This is a genomic window from Microbacterium sp. C448, from assembly GCF_000582705.2.
GTDB classification, from domain to species: Bacteria; Actinomycetota; Actinomycetes; order Actinomycetales; family Microbacteriaceae; genus Microbacterium; species Microbacterium lacus_A.
In genome coordinates this window covers 44,469-65,865 of sequence record NZ_HG779612.1, presented here as the reverse complement: position 1 = coordinate 65,865, position 21,397 = coordinate 44,469, and the positions used below count along the sequence as shown (strand labels likewise).

The 21,397-nt window shown below is 66.8% G+C and carries 18 protein-coding genes, 1 other RNA gene and 2 pseudogenes; 13 read left to right on the top strand and 8 right to left on the bottom strand.

All coding sequences use genetic code 11. The features are described 5' to 3' along the window. Together MIC448_RS02990 and MIC448_RS02985 are read left to right on the top strand one after the other, a co-directional pair. Positions 1-354 (top strand): annotated as a pseudogene (locus MIC448_RS02990) (hypothetical protein); the annotation flags it as partial. Further along, positions 266-1,365: pseudogene (locus MIC448_RS02985) on the top strand (aldo/keto reductase). The pseudogenes MIC448_RS02990 and MIC448_RS02985, both read left to right, overlap by 89 nt. Positions 1,366-1,420: 55 nt before the next feature. Here the strand turns inward: MIC448_RS02985 and MIC448_RS02980 are convergent. After that, positions 1,421-2,020 (bottom strand): hypothetical protein, encoded by a 600-nt coding sequence (locus tag MIC448_RS02980; protein ID WP_036295803.1) that lies wholly within the window; start codon positions 2,018-2,020, stop codon positions 1,421-1,423. Positions 2,021-2,038: 18 nt separating this feature from the next. Here MIC448_RS02980 and MIC448_RS02975 point away from each other — a divergent pair, with 18 nt between their 5' ends. From MIC448_RS02975 to rnpB, 6 genes are all read left to right on the top strand, one after another. Further along, on the top strand, positions 2,039-2,380 hold the full coding sequence (locus MIC448_RS02975; RefSeq protein WP_036295801.1) for a hypothetical protein: 342 nt from the start codon (positions 2,039-2,041) through the stop codon (positions 2,378-2,380). Between the two features lie 205 nt (positions 2,381-2,585). Further along, positions 2,586-3,518 (top strand): ABC transporter ATP-binding protein, encoded by a 933-nt coding sequence (locus MIC448_RS02970; protein ID WP_036295799.1) that lies wholly within the window; start codon positions 2,586-2,588, stop codon positions 3,516-3,518. Continuing rightward, complete coding sequence (locus MIC448_RS02965; protein WP_036295797.1) at positions 3,518-4,396, top strand: ABC transporter permease; 879 nt, start codon at positions 3,518-3,520, stop codon at positions 4,394-4,396. Before MIC448_RS02970 ends, MIC448_RS02965 begins: the two co-directional genes overlap by 1 nt. A gap of 46 nt (positions 4,397-4,442) precedes the next feature. Beyond that, on the top strand, positions 4,443-5,174 hold the full coding sequence (locus MIC448_RS02960; RefSeq protein WP_036295795.1) for a zinc ribbon domain-containing protein: 732 nt from the start codon (positions 4,443-4,445) through the stop codon (positions 5,172-5,174). A gap of 10 nt (positions 5,175-5,184) precedes the next feature. Then, complete coding sequence (locus tag MIC448_RS02955) at positions 5,185-5,700, top strand: reverse transcriptase-like protein (RefSeq protein ID WP_081766150.1); 516 nt, start codon at positions 5,185-5,187, stop codon at positions 5,698-5,700. 14 nt (positions 5,701-5,714) lie between these two features. Beyond that, positions 5,715-6,080: RNase P RNA component class A (gene rnpB, locus MIC448_RS02950), an RNA gene on the top strand. A 216-nt stretch (positions 6,081-6,296) separates the two neighbouring features. On the opposite strand, the gene MIC448_RS02945 is transcribed toward rnpB, so the two are convergent. Continuing rightward, the gene (locus MIC448_RS02945) at positions 6,297-6,737 is read right to left on the bottom strand and encodes a DUF805 domain-containing protein (protein ID WP_036295794.1); all 441 of its coding nucleotides are present in this window, start codon (positions 6,735-6,737) and stop codon (positions 6,297-6,299) included. Between the two features lie 82 nt (positions 6,738-6,819). Further along, a complete protein-coding gene (ppgK, locus tag MIC448_RS02940) occupies positions 6,820-7,578 on the bottom strand; it encodes a polyphosphate--glucose phosphotransferase (protein ID WP_036295793.1) in 759 nt (252 codons plus the stop codon). Positions 7,579-7,691: 113 nt separating this feature from the next. On the opposite strand from ppgK, the gene MIC448_RS02935 reads away from it, so the two are divergent. The 3 genes from MIC448_RS02935 to MIC448_RS02925 are packed head-to-tail and all read left to right on the top strand — an operon-like array spanning position 7,692 to position 12,303. Beyond that, on the top strand, positions 7,692-7,916 hold the full coding sequence (locus tag MIC448_RS02935) for a hypothetical protein (RefSeq protein WP_036295792.1): 225 nt from the start codon (positions 7,692-7,694) through the stop codon (positions 7,914-7,916). 32 nt (positions 7,917-7,948) lie between these two features. Next, positions 7,949-9,286: a type I glutamate--ammonia ligase gene (gene glnA, locus MIC448_RS02930; RefSeq protein WP_036295791.1), complete on the top strand. Its 1,338-nt coding sequence runs from the start codon at positions 7,949-7,951 to the stop codon at positions 9,284-9,286. A 17-nt stretch (positions 9,287-9,303) separates the two neighbouring features. Next, entirely contained in the window at positions 9,304-12,303 is a 3,000-nt protein-coding gene (locus MIC448_RS02925; protein WP_036295790.1) for a bifunctional [glutamine synthetase] adenylyltransferase/[glutamine synthetase]-adenylyl-L-tyrosine phosphorylase, read from the top strand. Positions 12,304-12,446: 143 nt separating this feature from the next. Here MIC448_RS02925 and glnA (MIC448_RS02920) read toward each other — a convergent pair whose 3' ends face one another. Further along, the gene (gene glnA / locus MIC448_RS02920) at positions 12,447-13,871 is read right to left on the bottom strand and encodes a type I glutamate--ammonia ligase (RefSeq protein WP_036295789.1); all 1,425 of its coding nucleotides are present in this window, start codon (positions 13,869-13,871) and stop codon (positions 12,447-12,449) included. A 135-nt stretch (positions 13,872-14,006) separates the two neighbouring features. Here glnA (MIC448_RS02920) and MIC448_RS02915 point away from each other — a divergent pair, with 135 nt between their 5' ends. Then, entirely contained in the window at positions 14,007-14,402 is a 396-nt protein-coding gene (locus tag MIC448_RS02915) for a transporter (RefSeq protein WP_036295788.1), read from the top strand. A gap of 13 nt (positions 14,403-14,415) precedes the next feature. Here the strand turns inward: MIC448_RS02915 and MIC448_RS02910 are convergent, their stop codons facing one another. Further along, entirely contained in the window at positions 14,416-15,123 is a 708-nt protein-coding gene (locus MIC448_RS02910; protein ID WP_036295787.1) for a DUF4191 domain-containing protein, read from the bottom strand. A 154-nt stretch (positions 15,124-15,277) separates the two neighbouring features. On the opposite strand from MIC448_RS02910, the gene MIC448_RS02905 reads away from it, so the two are divergent. Continuing rightward, a complete protein-coding gene (locus tag MIC448_RS02905; protein ID WP_036295786.1) occupies positions 15,278-16,582 on the top strand; it encodes a hypothetical protein in 1,305 nt (434 codons plus the stop codon). Positions 16,583-16,647: 65 nt separating this feature from the next. Here MIC448_RS02905 and sucB read toward each other — a convergent pair whose 3' ends face one another. The 3 genes from sucB to MIC448_RS02890 form a co-directional block, all read right to left on the bottom strand. Next, positions 16,648-18,456 (bottom strand): 2-oxoglutarate dehydrogenase, E2 component, dihydrolipoamide succinyltransferase, encoded by a 1,809-nt coding sequence (sucB, locus tag MIC448_RS02900; RefSeq protein WP_036295784.1) that lies wholly within the window; start codon positions 18,454-18,456, stop codon positions 16,648-16,650. Positions 18,457-18,520: 64 nt separating this feature from the next. Further along, positions 18,521-19,894 (bottom strand): dihydrolipoyl dehydrogenase, encoded by a 1,374-nt coding sequence (gene lpdA / locus MIC448_RS02895; RefSeq protein ID WP_036295782.1) that lies wholly within the window; start codon positions 19,892-19,894, stop codon positions 18,521-18,523. Next, positions 19,894-21,366: a leucyl aminopeptidase gene (locus tag MIC448_RS02890; RefSeq protein ID WP_036295780.1), complete on the bottom strand. Its 1,473-nt coding sequence runs from the start codon at positions 21,364-21,366 to the stop codon at positions 19,894-19,896. Before MIC448_RS02890 ends, lpdA begins: the two co-directional genes overlap by 1 nt. Between the last annotated feature and the right edge of the window lie 31 nt (positions 21,367-21,397).

Below are 21,397 nucleotides of genomic sequence, written 5' to 3'. Positions count from 1 at the left end.
ACCCCTGCCAAACATTCTGACGCGCGACACTACAACGCACCCGATCAGCTGAAGATCACCATGCGCCAAGGGGACACCCACCTCATCGGTACCCCCGCAGACGGCGTGATCGCCCGCAGGCAGATCGCCCGCGTACTGCTCGACAGCCTCACCAACCCCCGAGCCGACCGCCGAACCCTGGAACTCGTCGCCGAACGCGGCCCCGAACAGGCCGACCTCGGGCCAGTATTCGGCGCCCTGGTACCCGACGCAACCGGGTCCCTCGATGGCGCAAAGGACACCGACAACCTGCCGGCGTCCGAAGAACCGCAGCGCGTCGTTGACGACCTCAACGCCGTCCGCGGCGACGCCTGATTACCGATTGAAGCTGAAGACACACATGAATACGCGCACTCTTGGCCGCACTGGCCTGGAGGTATCCGCCATCGGCTTCGGATGCATGGGCCTCAGCCACGGCTACGGCCACAACCTCGACGACGCACACGGCATCGACGTGATCCGGCGAGCCGTCGACCTCGGAGTGACCTTATTCGACACCGCCCAGGTCTACGGCCCCTTCACCAACGAAGAACTCGTCGGCAAGGCGCTTGCCCCCGTCCGCGACGATGTCGTGATCGCCACCAAGTTCGGCTTCGACTTCGACGGCACCAGCGAAACCGGACTGAACAGCACCCCGGACTACATTCGGAAGACCCTGGACGCATCGCTCCAGCGTCTCGGTGTCGAGAACATCGACCTGCTGTACCAGCACCGTGTCGATCCCGCCGTGCCGATCGAAGACGTCGCCGGAACGGTGAAAGAACTGATCGCCGCTGGCAAAGTCGCGCACTTCGGATTGTCCGAGGCCGGTACCGACACGATCCGCCGCGCGCACGCCGTCCAGCCCGTCACGGCTCTGCAGAGCGAATACTCACTGTGGTGGAGGGAACCCGAAGAGATGATTCTCCCCACCCTGGTCGAACTCGGCATCGGACTGGTCCCGTTCAGCCCGCTGGGCAAGGGCTCCTCACCGGCACCCTCGACAACTCGACAGCGTTCGGCGAGGGAGACGTCCGCGCCACTCTGCCGCGTTACAGCGCCGAAGGCCGCGACGCGGGGCGGCGGTTGGTTGACCTACTCGCCGGGATCGCAACACGAAAGAACGCGACGTCTGCCCAGATCGCCCTCGCATGGCTCCTCGCCCAGAACGCCTCGATCGTGCCCATTCCCGGCACGACCAAGATTCACCGCCTGGAGGAGAACGTCGGCGCATCCTCCGTCGCCCTCAATGATGACGAACTCGCGCAGCTGACGACCGCCTCCAGCCTCGTCGACACCTCGCTCGCGCGGCACCCGGAAAGTATGCAGAAGTGGATCGATCGCTGAGAAGACCCCGACCTACCGAAACCACCGGCACCAGTGCCTACGCGTGGTGGGGCCGTTACCGGCCCCTGTCGGGAGCGCCGGGAGTCGGTCGCGGGGGCGGGTAGCCAGGAACATCCTCGAGCCGCTCGGGTGCTCCCGGGACCTTCGGGATGCGCGCGTACCAGCGTAAGGAGGTCGCCCGAAGGCGTTCCGCAAGTTGTGGCTCGTGGCCTGCGTAGTCGATGAACCGGAATACCCCATACTGAGTAACCCTGTTCGCAAGCATGAGGATTGCTGACATCGCGTCGACGTCTGGGAACGTGAACGGCTGGCCGTCGAGTTCGACGGACACCCGCAGTTCCAGCGATGGCCACATCTTTCCGTGGGCGGAGCCGGCAGATGCGCGCCATAGGCGCTCGACCTGCGCTGAGTCACCGAGGTCGCCAGCAGAGAACTTCGTCCGCACCTCCTGCGCCGCAGCCGTTACGAGCGTCAGGTAGGACGGGTCATCGACGTTGATCTTGTGAGTCTCGAGAATGTCGAGTAGCTGGAGCCGCTGCTGCCTGAGTTCTTCCTTGCGCTTCGGGTCTACCTCGGCTTTGCGCTGCTCCGCCCAGTCTGCGAGAACGAGCGACAGATGCCGCCGCAGCACCTCGCGTGGATCGCGCGAGGACATGACCCATACGCTCGCGCCGTGAATGATGACGAGGCACCGAACCGTATCCCGGTCGATCGAGAGCAGTCGCGCTCGTGGGTGGAGGTGGCGCAGTCTGCTCGGCTCATGCGCGATCTGCTGACGGAGACGCCACCGGCGATCGATGGGTCCCCGTTCAGCATCATTGACGGGGATCTGCCGGAGTCTTGCGAGAAGTGGTGTCGCGCTTACCTATCCTCAGCGCTCGAACACCTTGGCATGTGGGCGGACTACGTCGCGCCACTGACTTTCCACACTGATGCGGTCGTGCATCACGACGCGCGCCCGTCACAGACGCTTGCACGCGCGGCGCTCGAGTCCGCCTCTCAAGCGGTATCGTGACTCGGCCGATTGGCCTTGAGCTTTCTTCGGCGTGAGACCTCCTGTCGAAAACCATGACTGGGTGCGACGGTCAATCGGCGACGGTGCTTCCTGTTCTGAAAAGTAGGTCTCGCTAGTGCGGGAATTGAGAGATGAGTTCGCAGATCAGGAAGGATGTGCGTATGCGCGGCGCTTCCTCTACTCACACCCTCCGTTTGCGTGTTTCATGAACGCATCCGCCGCTATCCCCGCGATCGAGGTCGAGGGCCTCACCAAGCGGTACAAGAAGGTCGTCGCGGTCGACGACGTGTCGTTCCAGGTCGAGGCCGGGGGAGTCTTCGCGTTCCTCGGAACCAACGGCGCCGGCAAGTCGACGACGATCGGGTGCCTCACCACCGTCCTGCCTTTCGACGCGGGCCGCCTGATCGTGGCCGGGCGAGACATCCCTACCGACGGCGAAGCGATCCGCCGGAGCATCGGCGTCGTCTTCCAGGACTCCGTGCTCGACGATGCGCTCACGGCACGCGAGAACCTGCGCATCCGTGCGCGCTTCTCGATGACGGATGCCTCGGCGATCAACGACCGCATCGCCGAGCTGTCGGCACTCATCGAGCTGGACGAGTTCCTCGACCGCCGCTACGGCAAGCTCTCGGGCGGGCAGCGCCGCCGCGTCGACATCGCCCGGGCTCTGCTGCACGAACCCGCGATCCTGTTCCTCGACGAACCGACCGCGGGCCTCGACCCTGCCAGCCGCGCGGTCGTCTGGTCGACGATCCACGAACTGGGGGAGCGATCGGGACTGACCGTCTTCCTGACCACGCACTATATGGAAGAGACCGAGGAGGCCGATCGCGTCTGCATCATCGACGCGGGCCGGATCATCGCCGAGGGGACGCCCGCCGAGCTGCGTGCCCGGCACAGCCGCAGCATCCTGACCATCACGACCCGCGACCGCGCGGGCCTGCTCGCACTCGCCCTGACCTCGGGAGCGGTCGCGACGGGAGAAGGAGACGTCCTCTCGATCGCTGTGCCCGATGCGGGCCTCGCCCGAAGTCTCCTCGCCGCCCATGGTGACGACGTGGTCGACTTCGAGTTCCGCCACGGCAGCATGGATGACGTCTTCCTCGCGTTGACCGGACGCGAAGGGATCGAGAACTGATGGGCGTCGTCAGCACGATCATCGGCCGGAACCTGCGCCTGTTCTTCCGCGACCGCCTCAACGTCTTCTTCTCGCTGCTGTCGGCGATCATCCTCTTCGCGCTCTACACGCTATTCCTCGGCAACCTGCAGACGACCGGCCTGCAAGAGTCGTTCCCCGACGCGACAACCGCCGAGATCAAGGCCTTTGTCGACTCGTGGATGTTCGCCGGCATCGTCGGTATGACGTCGATCACGACGGGTCTGGGTGCGCTCGGAGTTTTGGTCGAGGATGCTGCATCCAGCCGATTCCGCGACTTTCTGGTCTCGCCGATCCGGCGCGGCCAGATCGTCGCCGGGTATCTGTTCGCTGCATTGATCGTCGCCCTGCTGATGACGCTCATCGTGCTCGTCATCAGCCTGATCTACCTCTGGCTCGTCGACGGAGTCGTGCTGCCACCGCTCTCGGTGCTGCGGATCGTCGGATGGGTCGCCCTGTCCGGTGCCGCCTTCACCGCGCTCTCGGCCTTCGTGGTGTCGTTCCTGTCGTCGAACAATGCGTTCTCGGCGATGTCCACGATTGTCGGCACGATCCTCGGATTCGTGGCGGGCGCCTACATCCCCGTCGGATCCTTGCCGGAGGCCGTGCGCGAAGTCATCAACGCGCTGCCGTTCGCGCAGTCGTCGATGGTGTTGCGCCGTGAGTTCACCCAGGGCCCCCTCGACACGCTGTCGGGCGGGGTGCCCGAGGCATCCGATTCGATTGCGCTCTTCTACGGCATCGACCTGACCGTCGGGGACTGGACCGTCACGGCCGTGTTCGTCGCCGCGATTCTGGGCGCGATGATCGTGGTGTTCTTCGCCCTCGCCTCGGCGCGGATTCGGGCCCGCATCGTCTGAGTCTCAGCCCGCGAAGGCGAAGCGCCCGCCGGGATAGGCTGGACGGGTGAATGCGAGCCCGACAGACCAGCGCCGATTGCTGGAGATCGCCGAGCTCGACGCGCAGCTCCGCGCGTCAAATGCCCTGCGCCAGAATCCCCCCCAAGCCCCGCGTGTGAAAGAACTCCTCGCCGCGCGGCAAGCCCTCTCGCACGAGTTGTCGCGTCGCCAAGGTGCACGCGACGACCTGCAGCTCGAGATCTCGCGGGTCGAGTCCGACGTCAAGGTTGTCGAGGCGCGACGTAAGCGCGACGAAGAGCTGCTGCAGAAGGTCTCGAACCCGAAGGATGCCGCGGGCCTCGAGCACGAGCTCGCCTCGCTGGCGCGTCGGCAGGGTGACCTCGAGGATGCCGAGCTGGAGCTGATGGAGAAGCTCGAACAGGTCGAGGCATCCGTTGCCGAGCAGGAGCGCCTCGTCACCGAAACGAACGAAGAGGGCACGCGGCTCTCGAACGAGGCCAAGGCCGTCGTCGCCGAGGCGACCGCCCGCATCGAGCATCTGACCCGCGACCGTGCGGCCGTCGTCGGGACGGTGCCGCCGGAACTCCTGGCACTGTTCGAGCGGCTGACCGCCCGCAGTGACGGCGCGGCGCTACTGCGCGCGCGCACCTGCGGCGGATGCCACATGGTGCTTTCGGGTACCGATCTACAGGTGATCCGGGGGAAGGCCGACGACGAGATCGTGAACTGCCCCGAGTGCGGCTGCATCTTGGTGCGGACGAACGAATCGGGCCTGTGAGCCGGTCCCGATGAGCGGGGCGCTCTGGGACGACCCGATCGCGCCGCCGGCCGCGCCCGACCTGATCGTCGAGGCTGACGGCGGATCGCGCGGCAACCCGGGCATCGCCGCGGGCGGAGCTGTCGTCCTCGACGCGACGACCGGCGAAGTGCTCGTCGAAGTCGGTGTCTATGTGGGCATGGCGAGCAACAACGTGGCCGAGTACCGGGGCATGATCGAGGGTTTGCGTGCCGCATTCGAGCGAGAGCCGGCATCCGTTCGCGTGCGTCTCGACTCCAAGCTCGTGGTCGAGCAGATGACCGGACGCTGGAAGATCAAGCACCCCGACATGCAGGCCCTGGCCCGCGAGGCTCGTGAGCTCATCGCCGGGCGGCAGGTGAGCTTCGAATGGATCCCGCGGGCGCAGAACGCGAGAGCGGATGCCGCGGCCAACTCGTCGATGGACCGTCGCGAGAGCTTTCGCCGCGACCTGGCGGCTGAGCTCGGTGGTTTGACCGGCGCGGGGCGGCGAGGCATCCGCGGCTAGACTTGCGGCGCGAGTGGGTCGGCTGGACGGTCGCGTCACGAGGGTTTTCTTTCGTGCCGAGGAACGTCCGGGCTCCACAGGGCAGGGCGGTGGGTAACACCCACCCGGAGTGATCCGCGAGACAGTGCCACAGAAAACAGACCGCCGCGGGCAACCGCGGTAAGGGTGAAACGGTGGTGTAAGAGACCACCAGGGACCGCGGTGACGCGGTCTGCTCGGTAAACCTCGCCCGGAGCAAGGTCAGACAGGGGATGTTGACGCGGCCCGCCGAGTCCTCGGGTAGACCGCTAGAACGGCATGGCAACGTGTCGTCGAGAGAGATGACCGTCCACGGGGCTCACGCCCCCGGACAGAACCCGGCGTACAGGCCGGCCCACTCGCCCTCTCTCTGCTGCCACGTCGCGAGTGCACGACTTCGTCGCGAGTGCACGACTTCGATCGCGCGCGTAGCCCGTGCACTCGCACACAACCCGTACATTCGTGGGCTAGACGGATGTGGATGGCACCGAGACCGCCACTTAGCACCGAGAGCGCCGCTTATCCACGGCGAAGAACCGGCGGCCTCGGCAGCAAACGGCGCTCTCGGCATCCGTGGGTCAGTCGAAGCGACGGCCCTCTTCGCGCGGACTACCGATCAGGAAGAAGAACAGAACGATCCAACCGATCACGGGCAAGAACGTCAGAAAGAACCAGGCACCGCTTCTGTCGGTGTCGTGCAGCCGTCGCCATGTAAGCGCCAGGTTGGGCAGCAGCGTCCCGAGGCCGTAGATCAGGGCGATCGCACCGGGCACTGTTGTGACGACACCACCGGGTCCACCCGCCAGCGGCAGGGCGACCGCCCCGTTCTGCCAGCCCTCGGCGCCCGACACGGCGGCGATGGTGTTGAGGACGATGATGATCAGCGCATTCGTGAGAACCCACCACCAGTATTCGCTCCGACTCGCACGGCCGCGAAAAATGGAGTAATTACCGAAGAATCGGGCGATGGCCGAGCCCCACGAGGCGCCGTAGAGCGGACGATCAAGTGGCGCAGACATCCTTCGACGCTACCTCGTGAGGTCTGACGAGCAACGAGGCGCGGCTGGTCCCTCGACAGGCTCAGGGACCGGGGCGAGCGACCTAAACGTCGCCCGCGAGGGCCGCCGCGCCGATGATGCCCGAGCTGTTGCGGTGCACGGCCGGAAGGATCGGCGCGCGCAGCTTCAGCATCGGCAAGAAGCGCTCCGGATGCTTCGACACGCCGCCGCCGACGACGAACAGATCGGGCGAAAACAGGAACTCGACATGGTCGTAGAAGAGCTGCAGACGCTTGGTCCAGTCTTCCCAGTTGAGGTCTTCGCGCTCCATCGCCGAGTACGCCGCGTACTTCTCGATCGACTCACCCTCGTACCAGAGGTGTCCGAGTTCGGTGTTGGGGATGAGTGTCCCGTTGTAGATGAAGGCCGAGCCGATTCCGGTGCCGAGCGTGGTGAGGATCGTCAGCCCGTCGTGACCCTTCGCGGCGCCGTAGCGGACCTCGGCGACACCCGCGGCATCCGCGTCATTGACGAATTGGATGTCGCGTCCGAGGCCCTTCTCGAAGAACTTCTCGGCCTCGAAGTCGACCCACTTCTCTGAGACGTTGGCTGCCGAGAGGGTGCGACCCTTCTTCACGATCGCGGGGAAGGCGACTCCGAGGGGGATTTTCTTGTCGACGCCGCCCAACTTGTCGAGCACCTCGTTCACGGCGGCGAGCACGTCATCCGGCGCCGCACCCTTCGGGGTGTTGACGCGGATGCGGTCGCTCAGCAACTCTCCGCGCTTCAGATCGACGATGCCGGCCTTGATGCCGGTCCCCCCGATGTCGACACCGACAGCACGGTCAACGCTTTTTGCCATGCGAATCAGCTTAGCGAGCACAACTCGCCCAACCCGCCCGGGTGCGCGATGCGCCACGCTCGAAGCCCCGCGGTCAGTAGGATCGACACGGAACGCAGATCGAGGGAGAACCGGTGTCCGAGAGCGAACAGAAGTACTGGTACAACCTGACGACCGGTCAGGTCGAGAAGGGGTTCGAATCGCCCGCGATCGACCGCGCCGGCCCGTTCGACACCGCGGAAGAAGCGGCCAACGCGCCGCAGGTCATTAAGGACCGCGCGCGTGCGTGGGCCGATGATGACGCCCGTGATGCCTCGTGGGGCGCATCCGCGTCCGGCGCCGGCGAAGACCCCCAGTAGGCTGGGAAAGCAGCGGAGCTGCGGAGGGAACCATGGACAAGCAGCGTGATTTCGTCTTGCGGACGATCGAAGAGCGGGGCGTCAAATTCGTCCGCCTCTGGTTCACCGATGTGATCGGGACGCTCAAGTCCGTCGCGATCGCCCCGGCCGAGGTCGAGGGGGCATTCGCCGAGGGCCTCGGGTTCGACGGATCAGCCATCGAGGGTCTGACTCGAAGCTTCGAGTCCGATCTTCTCGCGCACCCGGACCCGGCGACGTTCCAGATCCTGCCCTGGCGGGGCGAGATCGACCCCACGGCCCGCATGTTCTGCGACATCACGACGCCCGACGGTCAGCCCGCCGTGGCCGACCCGCGCCACGTGCTCAAGCGCACCCTGGCACGCGCCGCCGACCGAGGGTTCACGTTCTACACCCACCCCGAGATCGAGTTCTATCTGCTCAAGTCGTCGTCGTACGGCGCCGAGGGCCCCGAGCCCGTCGACTCCGCCGGGTACTTCGACAACGTCCCGGGAGGCACCGCGCACGACTTCCGTCGTCGTTCGGTCCGGATGCTGGAAGACCTGGGTATCTCGGTCGAGTTCAGTCACCACGAGGGTGGACCGGGTCAGAACGAGATCGACCTGCGCTACGCCGACGCCCTGGCGACGGCCGACAACATCATGACGTTCCGCACGGTCATCAAAGAGGTCGCGATCGAGCAGGGCGTGTACGCGACGTTCATGCCGAAGCCCCTCAGCGGCAAGCCGGGCAGCGGCATGCACACGCACATGTCGCTCTTCGAGGGTGACCAGAACGCGTTCTACGAAGAGGGCGCCGAGTACCAGCTGTCGAAGGTCGGCCGTCAGTTCATCGCCGGTCTGCTGCGTCACGCCAACGAGATCGCCGCGGTGACGAACCAGTTCGTCAACTCGTACAAGCGTCTCTGGGGCGGCGACGAGGCACCCAGCTTCATCACCTGGGGTCACAACAACCGTTCCGCGCTGGTGCGCGTTCCGCTCTACAAGCCGAACAAGAGCCAGTCCTCGCGCGTCGAATACCGCGCTCTGGATTCTGCGGCCAACCCCTACCTCGCCTACGCCCTCATGCTCGCGGCCGGTCTGAAGGGTATCGAAGAGGAGTACGAACTCCCGCCCGAGGCCGAAGACAACGTCTGGTCACTCAGCGACGCCGAGCGTCGCGCGCTCGGGTATGAGCCCCTGCCCGCGAGCCTCGACCACGCCGTGCAGGCGATGGAAGAGAGCGAGCTGGTTGCCGAGACCCTCGGCGAGCAGGTCTTCACGTACGTGCTGAAGAACAAGCGTCGTGAATGGCAGGAATACCGTTCGCAGGTCACGCCCTTCGAGCTGAAGAGCAATCTCGAGATGCTCTGACGGGGGCGTCCGCTCCCATGGCTTTGGAACGATTTCAGTCCCGCACGGGTCTCGCACGCCTCGGCTTCACCGAACTCGATGCCGCCGAGCGCGGTCTCGAGGAGCTCGAAGAGCTGACGGGGCTGCCGCGAGATTCGTGGATCACCGAGGCATCTTCTGCGGGTGATCCGGACGCCGCGGTACGCGGGCTCGTCGCGATCGCGCGACGCAATGCCATCCCGGTCCGCGAGGTCATGGCGAGCGCATCGGCACATCGCGCCGTGTGGGCTCTTCTCGGCGCGAGCGAGGGATACGCGTCGTTCTACCTGCGGCATCCGGATGAGCTCGAGGACCTCCTCGAGCCACGCGGTCTGTTGGCTACCGCGGACGAGCTGCGCGACGAGATGCTGGAGTCCGTCGGTGCGGTAGACGGTTTCGCCGAGAAGAACGCGGATGGTTGGGTTGCCCTGCGCGTCCGCTACCGGCGACTCGTCGCCCGGATCGCCGTCTACGATCTGCTCTCGCCCGACCCGCCGGGTGCGATCCGTGAGGTGTCCGCGGCGTTGGCGGATGTCGCGGCCGCGGCCCTCGAGGCATCGCTCGCCGTTGCGCGAACGCGCATCTCGGCGACCGGCAGTGGACCCGGCGGGTTGTTTCCCCGTGAGGATGTCGCTCAGACACGCCTGGCCATCATCGGGATGGGCAAGGCCGGCGCGCGTGAACTGAACTACGTCTCGGACGTGGACGTGATCTTCGTCGGCGGGGGCAGCGCGGAGCTCGTCGAGCGCACGAGCGAGAGCCGTGTGCTCGATATCGCCACGCGCCTTGCCGTGCAGACCATGCGCGGCATCGAAGAGGCCGAGATCGAGCCGCCGCTCTGGGAGGTGGACCCGAACCTTCGGCCCGAGGGCAAGCAGGGGGCGCTCGTGCGGAGCCTCGATTCGCACGTTTCGTACTACCAGCGCTGGGCCAAGAGTTGGGAGTTCCAGGCCCTTCTGAAGGCTCGGCCGCTGGCGGGCGATGCGGAGCTCGGCCGCGATTACGTCGAGGCCGTGCAACCGAAGGTGTGGACGAGCGCCGCGCGCGAGAACTTCGTCGACTCCGTGCAGCGCATGCGCGAGCGGGTGACCGAGCACATCCCCGCGGAAGACGTGCCTTATCAGCTGAAGCTCGGACCCGGCGGCATCCGTGACGTCGAATTCACCGTGCAACTGTTGCAGCTCGTGCACGGGCTGACGGATGACTCGATCCGCCAGCGAGGCACGCTCGCCGCTCTCGATGCACTGGTCACGGGCGGATACATCGGACGCGTCGAGGCATCCGCTTTCGCGCAGGACTATCGGGTGCTGCGATTGCTCGAGCACCGGCTGCAGCTGTGGCGCCTCGCGCGCACGCACCTCATGCCGCGGACGCCCGAGGGGCTGCGCACGCTCGCACGTGCCTCCGGGCTCGCCGATACCGGGGAGGGCGTCGCGGCCGTCTGGGAGCAGATCAAGCGCGAGGTCCGAGACATCCATGTCCGTCTCTTCTATCGGCCGCTGTTGTCGGCCGTTGCAGCCCTGCCCGAAGACGGGCGCGTGCTCTCGACGGCGCAGGCGCACGACAGACTCGCGGCGATCGGCTTTCGCGACCCGGCGGGAGCGCTGCGGACGATCGGCAGCCTGACGAGCGGCATCAGCCGGAAGGCGACCATCCAGCGGCACCTGATGCCCGTCATGATCCGGTGGTTCGCGGATGGCGTCGACCCGGACTATGGGCTGCTCGCGTTCCGGCGCGTCAGCGAGCGCCTCGGTAATACCCCCTGGTTCCTCCGTATGCTCCGCGATTCGTCCGGGGCCGCGGAACGACTGACGCGCGTCCTGTCGGGATCGCGCTACATCGGCGAGCTGATGGAGTGGATCCCCGAGTCCGTCGCCTGGCTGGATGACGACGAGCCCCTGCGTCCGCGCTCCGGCCTGGCGCTCCAGGAAGAGGCGCGGGCGATCCAGACGCGCCACAAGACCATCGACGACGCCATGCGGGCCGTGCGTGCACTGCGCCGCCGGGAGCTCCTTCGCACCGCGATGGCGGCCGTGCTGGGTGTGCTCACGATCGAGCAGCTCGCGGCGAGCCTCACGACCATCACCGACGTGACCCTGCAGGCGACCCTCCGTGCCGTGCGTCGAGAGGTCGTGCCGCCGGAGGATGCCTCGCTGGACTTCGCCATCATCGCGATGGGCCGGTTCGGGGGAGCGGAGCTCGGGTTCGGATCGGATGCGGACGTGCTCTACGTCTATCGTCCCGAGAAGGTCGATCCCGAGCGCGCGCACCAGCTGTCGCTCAAGATCGTCGCGGAGCTGCGTCGGGTGTCGGAGGACTTCCGGGCGCCGTTGGATCTGGATGCGGATCTGCGCCCCGAGGGACGCACCGGCCCGCTCGTGCGCTCACTGACCTCCTACGCCGAGTACTACTCGCGCTGGTCGCTGTCGTGGGAGGCTCAGGCGCTCCTGCGCGCGCGAGGCGTTGCCGGTTCGGTCAAGCTCATCCGCGCCTTCATGGAGCTGGCCGACCGCCTGCGCTACCCCGAGCATCCGGACCCTCAAGGGGTGCGCGAGATCAAGCGCATCAAGGCACGCGTCGAGACAGAGCGGCTGCCGAAGGGCGTCGACCGTACGCGGCACCTCAAGCTCGGCCCCGGCACGCTCAGCGACGTCGAGTGGCTCGTCCAGCTCACCCAACTCTGTTACGCGCACGAGCACCCCGAGCTGCGCACAACATCGACGCTGGGTGCGCTGGACGCGGCGGTAGCGGCGGGATTGATCCCGCAGACATCCGCCGCCCGTCTGGCGGAGTCGTGGCACCTGTCGACGCGCCTGCGCTCGGCGAACACGCTGCTGTCGGGGCAGACGAGCGACGTGCTGCCGACGGATCGGCGCCAGCTCGATGGCATCGGACGCATCCTCGACTACGGCCCGCGCGCGGCGACGCAGGTCGAAGAGGACTACTTCGGGACGGCGCGTCGTGCCCGCCGGGTATTCGAGAAGCTCTTCTACGGCTGACCAGCTGCGCTGGGTGTACTCCGCTGTCGCAGATCGACATGTGCGGGCCGCGCGAGCATAGGTCTGCGACAGCGGAACATCGCCTTGACCATGCAAAGAGGGCCCCGGGATGATCCCGGGGCCCTCTTCGCGTCAGGTACCGATCACACGCCGAAGTACAGCTCGTACTCGAACGGGTGCGGACGTGCCGCGATCGGCTTGATCTCGTTCTCGATCTTGTACTCGATCCAGGTCTCGATCAGCTCGGGCGTGAACACGCCACCCGCGAGCAGGAAGTCCTGGTCGGCGCGAAGCGCCTCGAGGGAATCGAGCAGCGAGTTCGGAACCTGCGGGATGTTCTTCGCCTCCTCGGGGGGAAGCTCGTACAGGTCCTTGTCGACGGGCTCGTGCGGCTCGATGCGGTTCTTGATGCCGTCGAGGCCGGCCATCATCTGCGCCGCGAAGGCGAGATACGGGTTGCCCGAGGCATCCGGCGCGCGGAACTCGATGCGCTTGGCCTTGGGGTTCGATCCCGTGATGGGGATACGGATGGCTGCCGAGCGGTTACCGGCCGAGTAGACCAGGTTGACTGGGGCCTCGTAGCCCTTGACCAGACGCTTGTACGAGTTGATCGTCGGGTTGGTGAAGGCGAGCACGGCGGGCGCGTGCGCCAGCAGGCCGCCGATGTACCAACGCGCGATGTCGGACAGGCCGCCGTAGCCGTTCTCGTCGTAGAACAGGGGCTTGCCGTCGAGCCACAGCGACTGGTGCGTGTGCATGCCCGAACCGTTGTCACCGAAGAGCGGCTTGGGCATGAAGGTCGCGACCTTGCCCCACTGCTCCGAGGTGTTCTTGACGATGTACTTGAACTTCAGGATGTCGTCCGCCGAGTGCACCATGGTGTCGAAGCGGTAGTTGATCTCCTGCTGACCGCCCGTACCGACCTCGTGGTGCGAGCGCTCGAGGATGAAACCGGCCTCGATGAGCTTCAGCGTGATGTCGTCGCGCAGGTCGGCCGTCTTGTCGACGGGGCTGACCGGGAAGTAGCCACCCTTGTACGGGGTCTTGTTGGCGAGATTTCCGCCCTCTTCGGCGCGACCGGTGTTCCAGGCGCCTTCCTCGGAGTCGACGCTGTAGAAGCTGGAGTTCTGCTTCACTTCGTAGCGCACGTCGTCGAAGATGTAGAACTCGGCCTCGGGGGCGAAGAGCGCGGTGTCGGCGATGCCGGTCGAGGCGAGGTACTTCTCAGCCTTCTTGGCGACCTGACGCGGGTCCTTGTGGTAAATCTCGCCGGTGCGCGGGTTGTAGATGTCGAAGATCATGATGAGCGTCTTCGCCTCGCGGAACTGGTCGAGGTACGCCGTCGACACGTCCGGAATCAGCTGCATGTCCGACTCGTGGATGTTCGCGAATCCTCGGATGGAGGAGCCGTCGAACAGCTGGCCGATGGTGAAGAATTCCTCGTCGACCGTGGAAGCGGGGATGTTGAAGTGCTGCTGAACACCAGGAAGATCCGTGAACCGGATGTCGAGGAACTTGACGTCCTCGTCCTTGATGAACTTCAACACCTCGGATGAGTCTTTGAACATTCTGGCTCCAGAGGTAGGGCATTCGGGAACTGCCGCCCGCGATGCGGGCTGTCCTAGCAACCTATCGAAGAGGAGTTGCTCGACCATGACACTAATGTTTCCGGCATGTTACGCGCGGCTGGATACGCTGGTCCGGTGACATCGACTGCTCCCGACGCCTATCCCGGTCAACGCCTCGGTTTGCCGCGGGATGGTGCGGGTTCCGTCGCCCGCGTCGGACGCCGTATCGGGGCCCTCGTGATCGACTACGGCGCCGCGTATCTGATTTCAGGTTTCTTCGCGTTCGACGCGCTGGCGATCTTGGCGATCTTCGGAGCGATCCAGATCGTCTTCCTGCCCACGCTGCAGGCGAGTCCCGGTCACCGAATCTTCGGCCTGCGGCTCGAAATGGTCGGCGGCGGATGGGTGGGGCTCTGGCGCCCGATCATCCGGACCGTGCTGCTGATCGTCGTCATCCCCGCCGTGATCTGGGACGCGGATCAGCGCGGTCTGCACGACAAGGCGGTCGGAACGATCCTCGTCCGCCGCTAGGCGAGCGACGCGATCAGCGGGGACGCGGCGCGCGCACCTTCGTCGGGTCGATGCCCTTCGGGATCGGGAGCGATGCGAGCGACTGCGAGACCGAGTCCACGCGCTTCATGACGGCGACCATCGTCGCCTTGTCGAGCTTGCGTGGGAACGACTTGATCGTCTTGGCCAGGTCCTTGATCGGGACCTCGCCCGTCCCGTGGCCGATGTAGATGACGTGCACGGGGACTCCGTTGGCGACGCGGTTCACCTTCGAGCGCTCTTCGTTGACGAGGCGCTGCAGCCGACCCTGCGAGCCCTCGCCGATGACCACGACACCGCCGCGGCCGATCGCGCGATAGACCGCGTCCTGAGTCTTCGGGTTGACGCCCACGGGAGTCTCGGAAGCCGTCCAGCTGCGTCCGAGGAACGTGGTGATGACGTGGCCCACGGCGCCGGGCATCCCGTCGATCTGGTCGTACATCGCGCGGGTCGACAGGCGCGTCATCGTCATGAGCGACGCGAGGATACCCGCGAGGAAGCCGGTGATGCCCCAGAGCAGGATGTTCCACCACTGCGGCTGGATCAGGAACGCGACCACGATGCCGAGCCCTGTCGTGACGATGAAGATCCCCGTGAGCAACCACGGGAGGAAGCCGACCGACCGACGTGTGAAGGTGTAGAGACTCTTGATCTGGGAGAAGAACCCGGGACGCTTCTCGGGTGCCGCGCTGCGTGCTGCCATACGTTCCAGCCTACTTCCCGAGAGCCCGGTGTTCCGCGCGGTGATTGGCTATCTTCCCCGCCGTCCGTCCTCCACAGTGTGGTCCCTCCTTCCGGTCACCACGGATCGGAAGATCGGACGGCCTGAGCACGTCCCGTCGGGCCAGCGTAGGAGGATGACCGAGCCGCCACCGATCGATGATCCGCTGACGGGGGCCGTCGTCCGGATGCGGCGCGTCGCTCAGCCCGAAGCTCCCTTCGTCGGGTGGTTGGCCCGGGTGGACGAGACCGTCGTCCAGCTCATCGACACGGCGGATCTGCGTGGTTGGGCGGGGTGGCGGGATCGTGGCGATCACGTGCTGGCCGTTCACGACGTCTCGCGGACGTCGTCAGGTCACGAGGCGGTACTGCCATGGTGCGTCGAGCGCGTCGACACGTTTCTTGCGCGGCGCGCCCAGGCCGGCGTGGATCTGGGGGCGGGTGAGGTCATCACGGTCGCCGTGAGTCTCATCCGCGGGTGCGACGCTGCACGGGGGGAAGAGCTCCGGGGGCACTGGTGGCTGACGCAGGACGGAACCCCGACGTTCGTATGCGCAGCGAGTGATGCGGGTGACCGCATCGGCGAGGCGGCGGGTTTGATCGTCGACCGGCTGGCCGAGACGCCGATTGTCGACGGGTCGTGGCGCCTACGCGAGGTCGCCACCATGCTGCGGGATGGCCGGGCATCGGAAGAGGCCGAGGCGCACCTGTTCGCGATCGCTTCGCCCGAACCCCTCGTTCTCGCGCCGCTGACCCCACGTCGAGCGGCGAATGCGCGGCGGGCGGGCGTAGTCGACATCGTCGAGCCGGAACGACGGGATTCGTTCCTGGGCCGACTCGTCAGTCGGCACGTGGACTCCGGTGTCGGCGACATGGTTTCGGACGCGATGGAATCGGTGCGCAGGCGGGCAGGAAACGCGCGTCGCAGGATCGCCCGGCCCTGGTTGGTGGCGGCGGGCATCGCGGGCGTGATCGTCGTCGGGGGTCTGGCCTGGCCGACAGGCTCCGCTCCCGCCGCCAACGCGCGCCCCGCCGCATCCGGATCGCCGACGCCTTCCACTGCGGCGGCGGTACCGGCTGATGCGGACCCGGTCGCGCAAGAGGGCGGCGTCGAGACTGAGGGCGGGGACGAAACCGGGGATGCGGCGGCGCAGAGCGATCCCGCGGCCGCCCTGCAGTCGGCGCTGGACGCACTAGCGGCCTGCACGGAAGTTCCTTGCAAGGCGAAGTACTTCGAGGAGTCTGCCGCCCCGGATATGCCGCCGGGCGCGGTCGACCTGCCCGCCGCGGAGCGAAAGGTCGAGCTGTTGGACGACCTCGGGGGAGTCGCGATCCTGAGCGTCAGTGGTGTGGATGGCACGGTGCCCGCGCAGCTCGTAGTGCTTGTGCGAACCGGTCAGTCGTGGGTGATCCGTGACGTGCGGGATGTCGAGGCGCCATGAACGCGAAACGCCCCGACATTACTGTCGGGGCGTTTCGGCGAGTGCCTACTCAGAGTCGGGCTTGATCAGATACCGAGATCCGCCGCGAACTCCGCAGCTTCGAGGCGCGCCTTGACGGCACCGAGGAATCGAGCAGCGTCCGCACCGTCGATGATCCGGTGGTCGTACGACAGCGCGAGGTAGACGACCGAGCGGACGCCGATCGCCTCGACACCATCGACCTTGACCACACCGGGGCGCTTGACGACGATTCCCGTGCCGAGGATCGCCGACTGGGGCAGGAACACTACGGGGGTGTCGAACAGGGCGCCGCGCGAACCGGTGTTCGTCAGCGTGAACGTGCCGCCTCCGAGCTCGTCCGGCTTCAGCTTGTTGTCGCGCGTGCGGGCGGCAAGATCGGCGATCTCGTGAGCGATCTCGGCGATGTTCTTCGAGGCTGCATCACGCAGAACCGGCGTCAGCAGGCCCCGCTCGGTGTCGACCGCGATCGAGAGGTTCTCGGACGCCGGGTACACGATCGTGTCACCGTCGACCGTGGCGTTGACGATCGGGAACGCCCGCAGCGCTTCGGCCGCGGCCAGGGCGAAGAAGGGCAGGAACGACAACTTGTCCGACGTCTTCTTCTGGAAGTCGACCTTCACGCTGTCGCGGAATCCCGCGAGCCTCGTGACATCGACCTCGACGACGGTCGTGAGCTGGGCCGTGGCCTGCATCGACGCGACGGCACGCTCGGCGAGGACCTTCCGCAGGCGCGACATCTTCTGAGTCGTGCCACGCAAGGGCGAGACCTCGAGAGCGGGCGCCTTCTCCGCAGCGGGCGCTGCGGGAGCGGCGCTGGCCGACTCGGCAGCCTTCAGCACATCCTCCTTGCGGATGCGCCCTCCGACACCCGTGCCGGTCACAGACGCGAGATCCACGCCCTGCTGCTGAGCGAGACGACGCACCAGAGGCGTGACGTACGTGCGGTCATCGGACGAGTCCGAGGGCGCAGCCGGTGCCGCTGGCGCGCTCGGAGCGGGGGCCGAAGGTGCCGGAGCGGATGCTGCGGGAGCCGACGCTGCGGGAGCCGGAGCGGCAGCAGCCGGAGCGGGCTCAGGTGCGGGTGCCTGCTCAGGAGTCTCGGATGCCGGGACATCCGCCTCGACGGGCTTCTCGGTGGAGGGAGCTTCGGGCTCGGTGACGGGCTCTGCGGCCGGAGCCGGTGCCGGCTCCGATGCTGCGGCGGGTGCCCCGCTGCCGATTTTGGCGAGTACCGCACCGACCGCGATGGTCTCGTCCTCGGCGGCGACGATCTCCTGCAGAACCCCGGCAACGGGTGACGGGATCTCGGTGTCGACCTTGTCCGTCGAGATTTCGAGGAGCGGCTCGTCTACGGCGACGTCGTCGCCGACATTCTTGAGCCAGCGCGTAACGGTGCCCTCGGTGACCGACTCGCCGAGTTCGGGCAGAACGACGGACGTGCTCGAACCACTCGATGCACCAACCGCGGCGGGTTCGGCGGAGGCGTTACCGGCCGGTTCGGCCTCAGCGACGAGCTCGGGCTCTGCCGGTGCCTCGACGACCTTGTCCTCGGCCGGGGCCTGCGCCTCGGCGGGGGCGGATGCCTCGGGCGCTGCGTCGTCGGAGGGCTGGCCGCTGCCGTCGCCGATCTTGGCAAGCAGACCGCCGACCTCGACGGTCTCGTCCTCCTGCACCAGAATCTCTTCGAGAATTCCGCTCACGGGGGAGGGGATCTCGGTGTCAACCTTGTCGGTCGAGATTTCGAGCAAGCCCTCATCGGCCTTGACCTCGTCTCCCACCTGCTTCAGCCAGCGGGTGACCGTACCCTCGGTAACGCTCTCGCCGAGAGCGGGGAGGACGACGGATGTGCTCATGACGATGTCTCCTTAAGGACGAAACTGTCGTTGTCTAGCTTAGTGAAGCCGAGGACCGGCATTGCTAAAGCGCGTGCAAGGGTCGGCCCGCGAGCGCGAGGAACGCCTCGCCGAGTGCCTCGCTCTGGGTCGGGTGGGCGTGCAAATACGGGGCGATGTCGTCCGGGTGGGCTTCCCAGCCGACGATGAGCTGGGCCTCGGCGATCAACTCACCGACACGCGCGCCGATCAGGTGAACCCCGATCACGGGACCGTCGACGGCACGGACGACCCGAACCAGACCCCCGGTGCCGATGATCTCACTGCGCGCGTTGCCCGCCAGGTTGTAATCGAACGACGTGACCTTCTCGCTCCCGAGGTCGGCGACCGCCTCGGCGAGAGTCGAACCGACGGAGGCGACCTCGGGGTCGCTGTATGTGATGCGCGGGACTTGGCGCTCGGGCACCGCGGTCGCGGGCAGTCCCGCCATCCGCTCCGCCACGAAGATTCCCTGTGCAAAGCTGCGGTGTGCCAGCTGCAGGCCGCGCACGATGTCGCCCACCGCCCACACGCCGGGGACGGATGTCTGCAGGTCGTCGTTCACGACGACGAAACCGCCGTCGAGCGCGACACCCGCCTCTTCGAGACCGAGGCCCGCGGTGCTCGGTCCGCGACCGATCGCCACGAGCAGATAGTCGGCATCGAGCTGCGTGCCGTCCTCGAGCTGAACGACCACGGCGTCGTCGGTTTGTGTCGCGGACGCGAACCGGGACCCGAGACGCATCCCGATTCCCCGCTTGCGAAACGCCCGCTCGAGGGCCTTGCTCATGGCCTCGTCCTCCTGCGGGACGAGCCGGGGCAGGGCTTCGACGATCATCACGTCGACACCGAAGGAGCGCCACAGGCTGGCGAACTCAACGCCGATCACACCGCCGCCGAGGATCACGACGCGTCGCGGAATTTCGGGCAGCTCAAGAGCGTGTTCGCTCGTCAGGATCCGGCCGCCGGCCTCGAGCCCCGGGATCATCTTCGAATAGGAGCCCGTCGCGACGAGCACGTTCTTGCCGCGGTACACGTCCGCACCGACCCGCACCCCGCGGTCCGCTTGCAGGAAACCCTCGCCGTCGATCACGGTGATGCCGCGGGCCGAGATCAATCCCTTGAGCCCGGCGAACTTCTTGGCGACGATCTTTTCCCGGTACGCGCGGAGGCCGTGGGCGTCGATGCCCGTCAGCGTCGCGTCGACGCCGATCTCACTCGCGGACCGCACGGCGTCGGCGACTTCGGCGGCGTGCAGCAGCGCCTTGGTGGGGATGCAGCCGCGGTGCAGGCAGGTGCCACCGAGCTTGTCGCGTTCGACGATCGCGACCTTCGCGCCGAGTTCTGAGGCACGGATCGCCGCGGAGTAACCGCCGCTACCGCCCCCGAGGACAACCAGGTCGAAGACGTGTTCCGCCATTACCGGGCACCCCCTGCGACGAATTCGATCAGGGAACGGACGCTGGCTCCGGTGGGTCCCTTATCGGTGGAACCGTAGGGGCCGCCCTTGTTCATGCCGACGCCCGCGATGTCCAGATGCACCCACGGGATGGTCGGCGCGTTCTCTTCGTCCGAGACCGGGCCGATGAAGTGCTGCAGGAACAACCCCGCGAAGAGTGATCCACCCGCCGGGTCGCCGATCTTCGCGTTCACGAGGTCGGCGATGGGGGAGTCGAGGTCATCGCGCATGTAGCCGGGCAAGGGCAGTTGCCAGGCGAGCTCGCCCGCTCGCTCGGCCGCGGCGAGGTACTCGGCGACGGGTGCGTCATCGCCCATCACCCCGGCGTAGCGCGTGCCCAGGGCGACGCTGATCGCGCCGGTGAGGGTCGCAACGTCGACGATGACGTCCGGGTGCTCACGGGATGCGGCGACGAGGCCGTCGGCCAGAACCAGGCGACCCTCGGCATCCGTATTCAGTACCTCGATCGTCGTCCCGTCGAGCGCTGTGAGGACGTCGCCGGGGCGTGTCGCACGTCCCGAGGGCATGTTGTCCGCGATGCAGAGATAACTCGTCACCCGGACCGGCAGCGCCAGCTCGGCGGCGGCGCGCACGACCGACAGCGCGACAGCGGCGCCACACATGTCGTATTTCATGCCGACCATCGAGCCCGCCGGCTTGAGCGAGAGTCCGCCGGTGTCGAAGGTGATTCCCTTGCCGACGACGGCGATGTGGCGCGAGGATTCGGCGGGCGCGTAGTCCATGCGGACGAATCGCGGCGGGCGGTCAGAACCAATACCCACACCGAGGATCGCGCCGAACCCCTCGGCCTCAAGTGCTGCCTCGTCGAGAACCGTGACCTCGACCGGTAGGTGGGCGACCTCTGCCACAGCACGTGCGGCAAGGTCGGCCGGGCCGAGCCGGTCGGCAGGGATCGCGACGAGTTCTTTGACGAGAGCGACCGCGTCGACGACCACCTGAGCGGCGTGCACGTCGTCGTCCGAAACTTCTTCTGTCGACACGACGATCACTCGGGCAGCACGACGCTTGCCGCCGTTCTTCTTATAGGTCGCGAAGGTGTAGCCGCCGAGGCCCGCGCCTTCTGCAATGGCCCGCCAGGTCCCGGCGAGCGCGCCGGGCGCGTGCACGGCGACCGTTTCGATCTGACCGAGAGCGCGGATGCCTGAGCCCGCGGCATCCCGGTACGCACCGGCTTGCGCCGCTGAACCCACACCCGCAACGACCACTGCACCACCCGCGGCGCCGCCAAGCGGCACACGGGCGAAAGAGCCAGGAGCCCCCGAGAACTCGATCGCGCGCAGCGCGTCGGCAAGGCCTGGCCACGGGTTCAGGTCCGGGCCGTCGTCGGCGAGCGGCGGAAGCAAGAGGAGCGAGACGTCCGCATCGATGTCTGTCGCTGAGGCAGGGAGATACGAGATCTGCGGCGTCGGCATATGGACCATCCTAGGTCGGCGTCTGCGGCCC